Source organism: Actinoplanes sp. NPDC089786, assembly GCF_040684855.1.
Taxonomy (GTDB): domain Bacteria; phylum Actinomycetota; class Actinomycetes; order Mycobacteriales; family Micromonosporaceae; genus Actinoplanes.
The window spans coordinates 18,548-30,451 of the sequence record NZ_JBFBGU010000013.1 but is presented as its reverse complement, the minus strand read 5'-3'; the positions used below and the strand labels follow the sequence as shown (position 1 = coordinate 30,451).

At 72.8% G+C, this 11,904-nt stretch carries 13 protein-coding genes; 4 read left to right on the top strand and 9 right to left on the bottom strand.

Annotated elements, in window-relative coordinates:
* From AB0O15_RS29960 to AB0O15_RS29940, 5 genes are all read right to left on the bottom strand, one after another.
* Positions 1-579, bottom strand: coding sequence for a WHG domain-containing protein (locus AB0O15_RS29960; protein WP_364325003.1), 579 nt, complete (start codon positions 577-579; stop codon positions 1-3).
* A 39-nt stretch (positions 580-618) separates the two neighbouring features.
* Positions 619-1,011, bottom strand: coding sequence for a hotdog domain-containing protein (locus tag AB0O15_RS29955; protein ID WP_364325000.1), 393 nt, complete (start codon positions 1,009-1,011; stop codon positions 619-621).
* A gap of 10 nt (positions 1,012-1,021) precedes the next feature.
* The gene (locus AB0O15_RS29950) at positions 1,022-2,395 is read right to left on the bottom strand and encodes a PH domain-containing protein (RefSeq protein WP_364325523.1); all 1,374 of its coding nucleotides are present in this window, start codon (positions 2,393-2,395) and stop codon (positions 1,022-1,024) included.
* A gap of 77 nt (positions 2,396-2,472) precedes the next feature.
* A complete protein-coding gene (locus AB0O15_RS29945; protein WP_364324997.1) occupies positions 2,473-2,979 on the bottom strand; it encodes a PH domain-containing protein in 507 nt (168 codons plus the stop codon).
* A 2-nt stretch (positions 2,980-2,981) separates the two neighbouring features.
* Positions 2,982-3,194 carry a hypothetical protein gene (locus AB0O15_RS29940; protein WP_364324994.1) on the bottom strand — a complete coding sequence of 71 codons (213 nt, stop codon included), beginning with the start codon at positions 3,192-3,194 and terminating at the stop codon, positions 2,982-2,984.
* Between the two features lie 373 nt (positions 3,195-3,567).
* On the opposite strand from AB0O15_RS29940, the gene AB0O15_RS29935 reads away from it, so the two are divergent.
* From AB0O15_RS29935 to AB0O15_RS29925, 3 genes are read left to right on the top strand one after another with little or no spacing between them, the layout of a single operon-like run.
* Positions 3,568-4,704, top strand: a complete 1,137-nt coding sequence (locus AB0O15_RS29935; protein ID WP_364324991.1) for a MoxR family ATPase — start codon at positions 3,568-3,570, stop codon at positions 4,702-4,704.
* A complete protein-coding gene (locus AB0O15_RS29930; protein WP_364325520.1) occupies positions 4,701-5,747 on the top strand; it encodes a DUF58 domain-containing protein in 1,047 nt (348 codons plus the stop codon). The genes AB0O15_RS29935 and AB0O15_RS29930 overlap by 4 nt, the downstream gene beginning before the upstream one ends.
* The gene (locus AB0O15_RS29925) at positions 5,744-6,694 is read left to right on the top strand and encodes a VWA domain-containing protein (RefSeq protein ID WP_364324988.1); all 951 of its coding nucleotides are present in this window, start codon (positions 5,744-5,746) and stop codon (positions 6,692-6,694) included. Before AB0O15_RS29930 ends, AB0O15_RS29925 begins: the two co-directional genes overlap by 4 nt.
* A 381-nt stretch (positions 6,695-7,075) precedes the next feature.
* Here the strand turns inward: AB0O15_RS29925 and AB0O15_RS29920 are convergent, their stop codons facing one another.
* From AB0O15_RS29920 to AB0O15_RS29905, 4 genes are all read right to left on the bottom strand, one after another.
* The gene (locus AB0O15_RS29920; RefSeq protein ID WP_364324985.1) at positions 7,076-8,239 is read right to left on the bottom strand and encodes an acyltransferase; all 1,164 of its coding nucleotides are present in this window, start codon (positions 8,237-8,239) and stop codon (positions 7,076-7,078) included.
* Positions 8,236-9,120 (bottom strand): alpha/beta hydrolase, encoded by an 885-nt coding sequence (locus tag AB0O15_RS29915; RefSeq protein ID WP_364324982.1) that lies wholly within the window; start codon positions 9,118-9,120, stop codon positions 8,236-8,238. Before AB0O15_RS29915 ends, AB0O15_RS29920 begins: the two co-directional genes overlap by 4 nt.
* Before the next feature lie 74 nt (positions 9,121-9,194).
* The gene (locus AB0O15_RS29910) at positions 9,195-9,866 is read right to left on the bottom strand and encodes a response regulator transcription factor (protein ID WP_364324979.1); all 672 of its coding nucleotides are present in this window, start codon (positions 9,864-9,866) and stop codon (positions 9,195-9,197) included.
* Positions 9,863-11,095 (bottom strand): sensor histidine kinase, encoded by a 1,233-nt coding sequence (locus AB0O15_RS29905; RefSeq protein WP_364324976.1) that lies wholly within the window; start codon positions 11,093-11,095, stop codon positions 9,863-9,865. Before AB0O15_RS29905 ends, AB0O15_RS29910 begins: the two co-directional genes overlap by 4 nt.
* Before the next feature lie 93 nt (positions 11,096-11,188).
* On the opposite strand from AB0O15_RS29905, the gene fabG reads away from it, so the two are divergent.
* Entirely contained in the window at positions 11,189-11,893 is a 705-nt protein-coding gene (gene fabG / locus AB0O15_RS29900; protein ID WP_364324973.1) for a 3-oxoacyl-ACP reductase FabG, read from the top strand.
* Positions 11,894-11,904 lie beyond the last annotated feature (11 nt).

Genomic DNA, 11,904 nt, shown 5'->3' with positions numbered 1-11,904 from the left:
TCAGCCTTTCTCGGGCGAGGGCCAGTTCCGGAGTACCGCGTCGACGGCGTCGAGGATGCGGGGCCAGCTCGCGTCGGTGTCCGGCCGGCGGTGGTCGTAGGCGCCGCCCAGTTCCATCCGCACGTAGCCGTGGAAGACGCTGCCGAGCAGCCGGACGGCGTGCACCTGCTCGGCGTCGGGCAGGTCGTAGCCGCGCAGGATGGCGAACATCATCTCGGCGTGCCGGGGCCCGGCGCTGGCCGCGGCCGTCGCCGGGTCGAGGCGCAGCTGGGCCGCGGCGTACCGCCCGGGGTGCTCGTGGGCGTAGTCGCGGTAGACGTTCGCGGCGGCGGACAGCGCGTCCTTGCCCGAGCGGCCGGCCAGCGCCGCCGCCACCAGGTCGGCCATCTCGGCCAGGGCGAGCAGGGCGATCCGGGTCTTCAGGTCGTCGGAGCTGCTCAGGTGGGAGTAGAGGCTGGCCACCTTGACGTCGAACCGGCGGGCCACCGCCGACACGGTGACGTGCTCGAAGCCCACCTCGTCGGCCAGCTCGGCGCCGGCCACGACGAGCTTCTCGGTGGTGAGACCCGCCCGTGCCATAAGGCATTGATACTTTGCCTAAGCGCTTTAGGCAAATGCTTACGCCCCGGTGGCTCGCTCGATGAAGCGCTGGCGGTCGAGCAGCACCCGCTCGACCCGCACCTCGGCCACCACCTGCTCGCCGTCGCGGACCGTCACGTCGAAGGTCAGCTTCCGGCCGTCCGCCTTGGCCAGCGTGGCCGTCGCCGTGACCGTGCGGCCGAGCGGGGTGGGCGCACGGTGTTCCACCTCGGCGCGGGTGCCGACCGTGGTGACCCCGCCGGGCATCTGCCGCGCGGTGGCCGCGACCGTGGCCGCCTCGGCCAGCGCCAGCACCCGCGGCGTGGCCAGCACCGGCACGTCGCCGGAACCGACCGCCTGCGCGGTGTCGGCATCGGTGACGGTCAGCTCGAGCTTGGCGCTGAGGCCGGGAGCGAACTCCGGGAATTCCATGCCGGTGAGTCTAGGGACGCTGCCAGACCTCGTCGTCCGAGGCCGGAGCCGGAGTCAGGCCCGGTTCCGGGGCGGGCGGCGCGACCTCGCCGGTGGCCAGGGGGGCCGGGTTGCGGGCCAGGCGGGCCCGGTTCGCCAGCTCGTCGGCCAGGGCGTAGGCCTCGCGCAGGTCGCGGTCGTGGGCCACACCGGCCCGGCCGCCGGCCGTGTCGGCGTAGAGCGTGGCCAGGCCGAGACGGCGCTGGATCGGGCCCTGCATGACCCGGACGCTCTGCAGCCGGGCGTACGGCACCAGCGACATCTGCCGGGTGAGCAGCCCCCAGCGGGTCACGAACACCTCCGGCGTGAGCCCCACGCCGTAGCGGCGCAGCGCGAACGGGTGCAGCGCCCGGGCCCGGTCCGGCGGCGGCGTGGTCGGCAGCGCGAGCAGGTCGACGCCCGGCAGCACCTCCCAGATCAGCCCGCGGGCGGTCTCGTTGTCGCCGACCGGGAGCAGCCGGTCCGAGCGCTTGCTGTCGCCGCTGCCCTGCGGCCCGGCGTACCCGGCGATGTCGAGCCGCAGGTTGAGCCACTTCTTGCTGCGCCAGAGCAGCGGCCAGGTCACGCCCACCGACTGCACCCGGTGCAGCGGCACCACCTGGCTGCGCGTCTCCAGCAGCCCGTAGCGCACGACCAGCCGGCCGCCGGCGTCCCGGGCCAGCCGGAAGTCCCAGTCCTGCAGCACCCGGCGCACCGGCTGGAGCAGCACACCGGCCATCGCGGTGATCGTCGACGCGATGCCGATGAAGGTCCAGCTGCCCTCCAGCACGGTCTGCATGACCACGAAGGCGACACCGAACGGCAGGAAGAACGCCTGCGGGGTGAGCAGCTGGCTGAGCACGACGTCGTGGTTGCGCACGCGGAGCAGGGGGCGTTCCAGGGCCGGTGCGCCGGTCGCGCCGGGCGTTGCCACGGCTTCGCCCGGTTGGGTACGCCCGGCCAGCGCGAGCAGCCGCTCACGGAGGGCGCCGGCGTCCCGTACGGTCAGATAGGCCAGCGGCGCCTCGGTCTTGCCCCCGCCGACCACCTCGAGCCGCAGCTCGGCCAGGCCGGTCAGCTGGGCGAGCAGCGGGCGGCGCAGTTCCACCGCCTGGAGCCGTTCCAGCGGGATGGCCCGGTTGCGCCGCCAGAGCAGACCGTCCTGGATCCGCAGCTCCTTGCCGACCACGTGGTAGCCGGTGTTCAGCCAGTTGATCAGCGAGAAGATCACCACGGCGACGGCCAGGCCGAGGACGACCAGCGCGAACCGCTCGAAGCCGATCTGGGCCAGCGTCTGCCAGGACAGCGCCACCACGATCACCGCGATCGACTTGGCGCCGTGCAGCACCGGGCTCAGCGGATGCAACCGTCGCCGGGGCTCCTCGGCCGCGACCGCGGGGTGATCGCCGGCCGCGACCGAAGGGGAAGGGTGCGGGTCGGTGCTCACAGGCCCTCGGCCCGGTCCTCGCCCAGGGCGGTCAGCCGGTCGCGGAGCCGCGACGCCTCCTCCGGCGGCAGCCCCGGGATCTTGGCGTCGCTGGCCGCGGCGGCGGTGTGCAGCTGCACACCGGCCAGGCCGAACGCGCGCTCCAGCGGGCCGGCCGTGACGTCCACGTACTGCATGCGGGCGTACGGGACGATGGACAGGCGGCGGATCAGCAGGCCGTGGCGGACGAGCAGGTCGTGGTCGCGTTCGGCGTACCCCCAGGCCTTGACCGCGCGAACCGTGATGAACGCCCGCCAGACCGCCAGCAGCAGGTTGGCCCCCATCAGCGCCGGGAACAGCCAGAAGTCGGTGAGCAGCCAGCCGACCAGCAACCCGGCCATCACGATCAGCACCATGATGCCCCGGCTGATCAGCTCCACAGTGATCAACTTGGGGGAGACCCGGCGCCATTCGACAGAGTCGGGCCAGGGCTCCAACGGATCGATCACAGAGGGCTGGTTCACGCCTAGAGCCTAGGAGATATCGGCGTGAAAGGCCGTACCTCACGCAGGAAGCCCCGAACGTCCAGGAAGTCGCCGAGCGATTGACGATGATCGTCGCAGGCCAGCCATGTCTTGCGCCGGTCCGAGGTGTGGATCTTGGGGTTCTGCCACAGCAGCTCGAAGGACGCGCGCGCACGGCAGCCCTTGGCGCTGCACTGGATGTCTGCCTCAGCCACTCATCAACCATAGGCCGGGATCTCTGAGGCTCCCCGAGGCCGGGGTCTGGGGGAGCGGCCCCGGGCTGGCATGCGAAAGGCCCCGGTCTGCGCATTCTGCGGACACAGGGCCTCGAGGCTTTCGCCGCCGGGCGACCACGGGGGAAGTCGCCCGGCGACGCATCGAATATTACACGGGTGATCGGCAGGCCCGTCCACCCCCGAGGGCGTGGGAGTTCCGGCGGATCGCGCAGAAAGATCGACACTGAGGTTGATGGTGGTCATGCCGGTCGGAGCGTAAAACAGCGCCTGCCCGTACGCTCCCAGGATGCTCGTGTAAACCTTGAGCGTCGGCACCCGAGCCGGCACGACCCAACCCCGCTGTGGAGGACCGGTGGCCCAGCCGACCACGCCCGACAATCCGACCAGTTCGACCCCGGTGACGCCGGCCGAGGACGCGACCCAGCTCGAGCGGGCCATGTTCGAGGTCAAGCGGGTCATCGTCGGACAGGACCGGATGGTCGAGCGGATGTTCGTGGCCCTGCTCGCCCGCGGCCACTGCCTGCTCGAGGGTGTCCCGGGCGTCGCCAAGACGCTGGCCGTCGAGACGCTGGCCCGGGTGGTCGGCGGCACGTTCTCCCGGGTCCAGTTCACGCCCGACCTGGTGCCCTCCGACATCGTCGGCACCCGCATCTACCGGCAGTCGAGCGAGAAGTTCGATGTCGAGCTCGGTCCGGTCTTCGTCAACTTCCTGCTGGCCGACGAGATCAACCGGGCGCCGGCCAAGGTGCAGTCGGCGCTGCTCGAGGTGATGGCCGAGCACCAGGTGTCGATCGGCGGCGAGAGCCACGCCGTGCCCGACCCGTTCCTGGTGATGGCCACCCAGAACCCGATCGAGCAGGAGGGTGTCTACCCGCTGCCCGAGGCCCAGCGCGACCGGTTCCTGATGAAGATCCTGGTCGGTTACCCGACCGACGCCGAGGAGCGCGAGATCGTCTACCGGATGGGCGTCAGCCCGCCCGAGCCGAAGGCGGTCTTCACCCCGGAAGACCTGGTCGCCCTGCAGCGCCGCGCCGACCAGGTGTTCGTGCACAACGCGCTGGTCGACTACACGGTCCGGCTGGTGCTGGCCACCCGCGCCCCGGCCCAGCACGGCATGCCCGACGTGGCCCAGCTCGTGCAGTACGGCGCCAGCCCGCGCGCCTCGCTCGGCATCGTCCGGGCCACCCGGGCGCTGGCCCTGCTCCGCGGCCGCGACTACGCGCTGCCGCAGGACCTGCAGGACATCGTGCCCGACATCCTGCGCCACCGGCTGGTGCTGAGCTACGACGCGCTCGCCGACGACGTGCCGGCCGACCACATCGTCGCCCGCATCATGCAGAGCGTCCCGATGCCGTCGGTCGCCGCTCGACAGGGCGCCTCGCCGAACGGCCACCAGCCGCAGCCCGTCTCGGGCGTACCCGCCTCGGCGATCCCCGACCCGGCCCACCAGCCCCACCAGCCTGGAAACGTGTGGCCGGGCCAGCAATGACCCAGAACGGCACGGGACTACCGGCGGCGACGGACGGCGGCACCGCCCGGGCCGAGGCCGTCCTGTCCCGGTTGCAGCTGCTGGTCACGCGCAAGCTCGACGGGTTGCTCCAGGGCGACTACGCGGGACTGCTGCCCGGGCCGGGCAGCGAGGCGGGCGAGTCCCGGGAGTACCGCGCCGGCGACGACGTCCGGCGGATGGACTGGCCGGTCACCGCCCGCACCACTACGCCGCACGTCCGGCGGACCGTGGCCGACCGTGAGCTGGAGACCTGGATGGCCATCGACCTGTCGGCCAGCCTCGCCTTCGGCACCGCCCAGTGGCTCAAGAGCGACCTGGTGATCGCGGCCGCGGCCGCGATGGCACACCTGACGGTGCGCGGCGGCAATAGAATCGGCGCGGTGGTGGGCACGGGTTCCGGGGTTCCGGTACGCCAGGGCGGACGCGGTTTCGGGCGCTGGCGGCGCTCCACCCCGGCCGCGGCACCGGCCGAACAGCCCGCCGGCCAGCCCGACGGCCAGCCCGACGGCATCGTGCGGCTGCCCGCCCGGCCCGGCCGCAAAGAGGCTCAGGGCCTGTTGCGGGCGATCGCCCGTACCCAGATCAAGCCCGGCCGCACCGACCTGGGTGAGCTGATCGACCGGCTCAACCGCCCACCGCGCCGGCGCGGTGTGGCCGTGGTGATCTCCGACTTCCTGGCGCCGGTCGACTCGTGGGCGCGCCCGGTCCGCAAGCTCGGCGTGCGCCACGACGTGCTGGCCATCGAGGTGGTCGACCCACGCGAGCTGGAGCTGCCGGATGTCGGGGTGCTGGCCCTGGCCGATCCCGAGACCGGCGAGCTGCACGAGGTGCAGACGTCCGATCCGGCGCTGCGCCAGAAGTACGCGGAGGCGGCCGGCGAGCAGCGCAACGCCATCGCCCGGGCGCTGCGCGCGGCCGGCGCGGCCCACCTGCGGCTGCGCACCGACACCGACTGGCTCCTGGACACGGTCCGATTCGTCGCCGCCCAGCGGCACGCACGCACCCGGGGGACCACACGATGATCCGTTTCCTGCAACCGCTCTGGCTGCTCGCCCTGCTGCCGGTGATCGTGGTCGCCGGCGTCTACGTCTGGCGCCAGTTCCGCAAGCGGCAGTACGCGATGCGCTTCACCAACGTCGACCTGCTGCGCACCCTCGCGCCCCGCGGGCTGGGCTGGCGTCGCCACGCGGCGGCCGGCGCGTTCCTGCTCAGCCTGGTCGCCCTGGGCGCGGCGATGGCCCGGCCCTCGATCGACAAGGAAGAGCCGCTGGAACGCGCCACCGTCATGCTCGCCATCGACGTGTCGCTGTCGATGGAGGCCGACGACGTGGCGCCCAACCGGCTCGAGGCGGCCCAGGAGGCGGCCAAGGCGTTCGTCCAGGAGCTGCCGCCCACCTACAACCTCGGGCTGGTGTCCTTCGCCAAGTCGGCGAACGTGGTCGTGCCACCCACCAAGGACCGGTCCTCGGTGATCGCCGGCATCGAGGGTCTGACCCTGGCCGAGGCGACGGCGACCGGCGAGGCGGTGTTCACGTCGCTGGACGCGATCCGATCCGTTCCCGCCGACGGCGCCGACGGCGCCCCGCCGGCCCGCATCGTGCTGCTGTCCGACGGCTACCGCACGTCCGGGCGCTCGGTGGAGGACGCCGGCGCCGCGGCGCTGGCCGCGAACGTGCCGGTGTCGACCATCGCGTTCGGCACCGACACCGGCGTCGTGGACATCCGCGGGCAGCTCCAGCGCGTGCCGGTCGACCGGCTGTCGCTGCAGCAGCTCGCGGAGTCCACCAAGGGCTACTTCTACGAGGCGGCCTCGGTCAGCGAGCTCAAGAAGGTCTACGAGGACATGGGCTCGTCGATCGGCCACCGGGTGGCCTCACGCGAGGTCACCCAGTGGTACGCGGGCGCGGCGCTGGCCTTCGGCCTGGTGGCGGCCGCGATGAGTCTGCTGTGGACTTCCCGCCTGCCGTAGATTTCGGGTCTTGCCTGCTGCGCGGCGGCTCAGGAGTTGCCGTGCAGCAGGACGAAGACGACGACCACCCAGGCGGCGGCCATGGTGAAGGTCAGAGGCGCAACGAAACGGCTCATCGGACGTACCTTCCGTAGGGTTTTCAGCACTCGGAAAGCGCGCACGTCACGTCGCGGCCGGCGTCCACCTCCCCAGGGTCGCGGCGCACACGACGAACACCGCTTCCGCCCGGCAGGGCGGCACGGTGGGGGAGAGGACGGGTTCTACGTCAGCGGGTCAGACACGCGGACGAGCGGCCCGGCCACGACTGGGAGGATCGCTATCTCGCACAGCGATCACCTCCGTCGGTCGTAGCGGTCTTCGGGCCGTTGGGGAGCTTACCGCTTAATCGCGGACCAAGCCGCCCCGGGAGCGTCGTGTCGTCGGCCACGCGACCCGGATCAGGCCGGCGAGGACGAGCGCGAGGAATGGTAGCCACGCCAGCCGGGTGATGATCCAGTGGGGTCCGGTCGGGGCGCTGAGCAGGCCGTCCACGGGTCCGCCGGCGATCAGCGCGGCCACGCCGGTGGTGGCCACCAGCACCGACTGGTGTCCGAGATAGATCGGCAGGGCGGCTCGATTGAGTGACCGGACCACGCCGTTCGGACTACCCCGATCGAGCCGCCCGGCCCGGCCGGCGATGATCAGGTAGAGGCCGATCTGGGCCAGCCCGAGGGCCACGGCGAACAGGGACGGCGGCGAGAGGTTGGAACGACCGTCGCCGGGCACGCCCACCGCCGAGGCCGGGTAGTCGAGGATCAGCACCAGCGCGGCCATCGCGGCGACGCCGGCCACGATCAGGGTGCGGGCGGGCAGGCTGGAGCGGCCGCGGCGGGCCACGGCGATGCCCAGGATCCACGGGACCGACCAGGCGGCGGGTACGGCCAGCCACAGCGGGGCCAGGCCGGCGTCGGAGAGGGCGACCAGGGCGATCCCGGGCGCCACCAGGGGCAGCGGGCCGACGCGGTCGACGGCCCGGGCCAGCGGCTGGGTCACGGCCCGCAGGGCGAGATAGGGGAGCAGGAACCAGAGCGGGCTGATCACGAGCATGGCGATGGTCCGCCGGGTTCCCCAGGGCACGTCCGCGAGGGTGGCCACGAGCAGCACCACGGCCCAGCCGGCCAGCAGCACCGCGACCGGCAGGGCCAGCTTCCGCAGCGCGCCGCGTCGCCGAGGTGCAGCTTCTGAGTGGTGTTGCCGATACGCGCTCAGAGCAAAGGGGCCGGGCCTGCTCCGGCGGCCCGCACCCGAGCCGGGATCGCGGCGGCGGCCGGCGCCGAAACCGCCGGCGAAGAACAGCAGGGCCAGGGTCTGGAAGAACCACGAGACCGGGGCCAGACCGGGCATCGCCCGCAGCGGGCTGGCCTGGTGCCAGGCGCCGCCGTCGCCGATGACCAGGCCGGTCACCAGCCAGTGGCCGCCGACCACGCCGACGACCGCGATCGCCCGGACGACATCGATGCTGTGGTCACGCCCGGCGGTGACCGGGTGGAGGTCCGTGGTGGTCATGCTGTCTCCGTTCCGAGGGCGACCTGGGCGACGGCGTCGAGGGTGGCCGAGCCGGGGGTGAGGTAGTAGTCGTGCCCGGCCACGCCGTCGGTGGGCAGCGGCAAGGCGCCGAACGACGGGTCGGACGGGCGGCGGCCGTGGCCCAGGTCGAAGACGCGCAGCTGGGGGATGCGCCGCATCCAGTCCGCGGGCGCCAGCGCCGACCACACCCGCGCGCCGCCGAGATCCGAGGCGTGGGCGGCGCCCATGCCGGGGGCGCCGAGCGCGACCACGTCGTGCACGAACGGGAGCCGGGGCGCGGCCAGACCGACCACAATGGCACCGTAGCTGTGCCCGACCAGGGTCACCGAGGCCCGCGGGCGCTGGCGGCGCACACCCTCGACGAAGCCGGCCAGGGCGCGGGCGCCGGCCCGGGCGCGCTGTTCGCGTACGGCGGCGAGGCCGATGCCCTCCGGCGGGTCGTAGCCGAGCCAGGCGACCACGGCCACCTTCGCCTTGCGGTCGGTGGTGCGCAGCTTCCAGTAGACGGCCCGCGCCTGCACGGCCGGCGCGCGGCGGGCCACCCCGCCCAGGCCGCGGTCGAAGTTCTTCAGCGTGGTGTCCACCCCCGGCACCAGGACCACGACCCGGTCGGCCTTGGTCAGGTCGCCGACCACCTCGACCGCGGTGCCGTCGCCGGCCGGGTCGAACGACAGGAAGCGCCGGCCCGCCCAGGTGGCGTACGGCCCGCCGGCCCGCTGCATCGCCGCGGCCGAGTCCCGGTAGGCCACCGCGAACGACGGCAGGGCCGGCACCGGGGCCGGGGCCGCGGTCGCGGGATGGACCGGGATCGGCGCGGTGAGGAGGAGCAGGGCGGCGGCACTCAGCAGCGGCTTGGACATGGGCCGCAATGTGCGGCCGCGGCCGGTCGACGATCGTCACACCGGAGTCGGAACCACGGCGTCGTACCGGGGTGCTATTCGCCGACGGCGACCAGACCACACTCGTACGCGAACACCACGGCCTGGGCCCGGTCGCGCAGCCCGAGCTTGGCCAGGATCCGTCCGATGTGGGTCTTCACGGTCTGCTCGGCGACCACCAGATCTTCGGTGATCTCCTGATTGGACCGGCCGCGGGCGATCAGCCGCAGCACCTCGGTCTCCCGTGGCGTCAGGGCGTTCAGCGCGGTCGGCCGGGGGCGGTCGGTGTGCGGGCGGGCGGCGAACTCGGCGATCAGGCGGCGGGTCACGGTCGGTGCGAGCAGGCCCTCGCCGGCCGCCACCACGCGCACGGCGTTGACCAGGTCGGCGGCCGGCGCGTCCTTCAGCAGGAAGCCGCTGGCCCCGGCGCGGAGCGCCTCGTACACATAGTCGTCGAGGTCGAAGGTGGTGAGGATGAGCACCTTCGGGCCGCGCTCGTCCCCGGCCGGACGCCCGCCGAGCAACCGCCGGGTGGCTTCGAGGCCGTCCATCCGCGGCATCCGGACATCCATCAGCACCACGTCGGGCCCGAGCTGACGGGCCTTGGCCAGGCCCGCCTCGCCGTCCTCGGCGTCGCCCACCACCACGATGTCGGTCTGTGCGGACAGCAGCGCCCCGAAGCCCTGGCGCACCATCGCCTGGTCGTCGACGATCAGCACCTTGATCATTTCGGGGTGTCCTCCGACGTGTACGGCAGGGTGGCCTCGACCCGGAACCCACCGGCGCCGTCCGGCCCGGTCCGCAGGGTCCCACCCAGCAGCTCGGCGCGTTCCCGCATTCCTCGCAGGCCGTGCCCCTCGCCGTCGACCACGGCGTCGGGATGGTCGCTCTCGTTGCGGATCACCAGGATGAGCTGCTCGTCCTCGGCGCGGGCCTCGAGCCGGACCGGCCGGCCGGGCGCGTGCCGGGCCGCGTTGGCCAGACCCTCCTGGATGATCCGGTATGCCGCCAGCCCGACCGCCTCGGGCACCGTGGTCAGCACGGTCGCCTCGACGCTCAGCTCCACCCCGGCCTGCCGGGCCTTGTCGACCAGCACCGACAGCTCGTCGAGCCCGGGCTGCGGCGCCTTGAGCGCCTTCTCGTCGTCGGCCCGCAGCACCCCGAGCAGGCGGCGCATGTCGGACAGGGCCGACCGGGCCGATTCGGCGATGGTGGCCAGCTCGGCCCGGGCCGGGTCGCTGAGCTCGGCCACCCGGAACGGCGCGGTCTCGGCCTGCACCGCGATCATCGACATGTGGTGGGCCACCACGTCGTGCATCTCGCGGGCGATCCGGGTGCGTTCCTCGAGGACCGCCCGCCGCGCGCGTTCCAGCTCGGTGAGCTCGGCCTGCTCGGCCAGCTGGCTCTTGCTGCGGCGCCGCCGGGAGACCATGTCGCCGGCGAACGCCACGGCGGCGAAGAGCACCGCCACGCCGTACGCGTTGCCCGTGTCGGCGAACAGGAACGGCACCACGATGTTGAACCCGGTCGCCCAGATGGTGATCGAGGTGTCCTGGGTGAAGGCCATCAGCAGCATGCCGGCCAGGAACGCGATGATGTGCATCGGCGCCCACGGCCACGCGTCGGTGGACTTCGCGCCGATCGCGCCCACGATGAGCATCGGGTAGGCGAACCGCCACCCGACGACCGGGTTGCGGACGGCGATGACGATCGGCCCGACGGTCAGCACCGAGAGCAGCAGGGCCGACCAGCCGGACATCTCCCGGCTGTCCTGGAGGAAGGCGGCGTTGGCGACGATCAGGCCGATGAGCCCGAGGACGGCGAGCGGCACGGCGTACCGCAGGAAGGTGTTGTCGCGTGGTGGCGTGAGCCGGGTGGTCGGGCCGAGCCAGAGGCGACGCAGACCACCGAACGGGCCCGTGGCTTCGGGGGCGGCGGCCAGGCCGCTAGTCTCCATTCCCAGCAGGTTACGGCGATGGCGCGAGGCTCGCGTCGGCCCGTGGTCTGCTCATCGTTCTCATACCTGGGTATGACATGAGGGAGGCTCCCGTTGGCCCGCACCGTGTTGGTGACCGGCGGCAACCGTGGCATCGGCCTGGCCATCGCGCAGGCGTTCGTCAAGCAGGGTGACCGGGTGGCGATCACCCACCGGGGCAGCGGCGCGCCCGAGGGCATGTTCGGCGTGCGATGCGACATCACCGACTCCGAGCAGGTCGACGCCGCCTTCGGCGCGATCGAGGCCGAGCTCGGCCCGGTCGAGGTGCTGGTCGCGAATGCCGGGATCACCGACGACACGCTGCTGCTGCGGATGTCCGAGGACCAGTTCACCCGGGTGCTCGACACCAACCTGACCGGCGCCTTCCGGGTCGCCAAGCGCGCGTCGTCCAAGATGCTGCGGGCCAAGTGGGGCCGGATGATCTTCATCTCGTCGGTCGTCGGCCTGGCCGGCGGCGCCGGCCAGGTGAACTACGCGGCGAGCAAGGCCGGCCTGGTCGGCGTGGCCCGGTCGATCACCCGCGAGCTGGGCAGCCGCAACATCACCGCGAACGTGGTGGCGCCGGGCTTCATCGACACCGACATGACCGAGGCGCTCACCGAGGCGCGGCGCAAGGAGATCCTGGCCGCGATCCCGGCCGGCCGGCTGGCCCAGCCCGACGAGGTGGCGTCCGTGGTGGCCTGGCTGGCCGGCGACGCCGCCGGGTACATCTCCGGCGCGGTCATCCCGGTCGACGGCGGCCTCGGCATGGGCCACTGAAGCTTCTCCCA